Consider the following 317-nt stretch of genomic DNA (forward strand, 5'->3'; position numbering starts at 1 on the left):
GTTTGGGATAAGTTATTACTCCCATTCCTCCTTTTTTGCGATACTTAGGCAGTTGAGGTTTGTCTGCTAATTCCCCTTTGTTGTATTTTTTAGATAGCTCTTTATAGGACTTAAATGCTTCTGCTACTCCTCTAAGAGTTTGCTGTGCAGCTTGGGAATGCAAAACCTGATAATTCCTATTGGATTTTAACTCTTTTTCTAAGTTGTATTTGCCCGTTATATATCCGAATTTAAAATACCACTGTCTGGCCAAATAAATTCCGCAATTAATGAGTTTGTTGGCCGGGGTACACAAGTATTCTAAAAAAGGGACATTT

At 36.6% G+C, this 317-nt stretch carries 1 pseudogene; it reads right to left on the minus strand.

The annotated features are described in order from the left end of the window. Nucleotides 1–253, minus strand: a pseudogene (locus AC0QH1_RS00260) (RNA-guided endonuclease TnpB family protein); the annotation flags it as partial. Between the last annotated feature and the right edge of the window lie 64 nt (nucleotides 254–317).

The sequence above is a fragment of the Phormidium sp. CCY1219 genome (assembly GCF_055795085.1).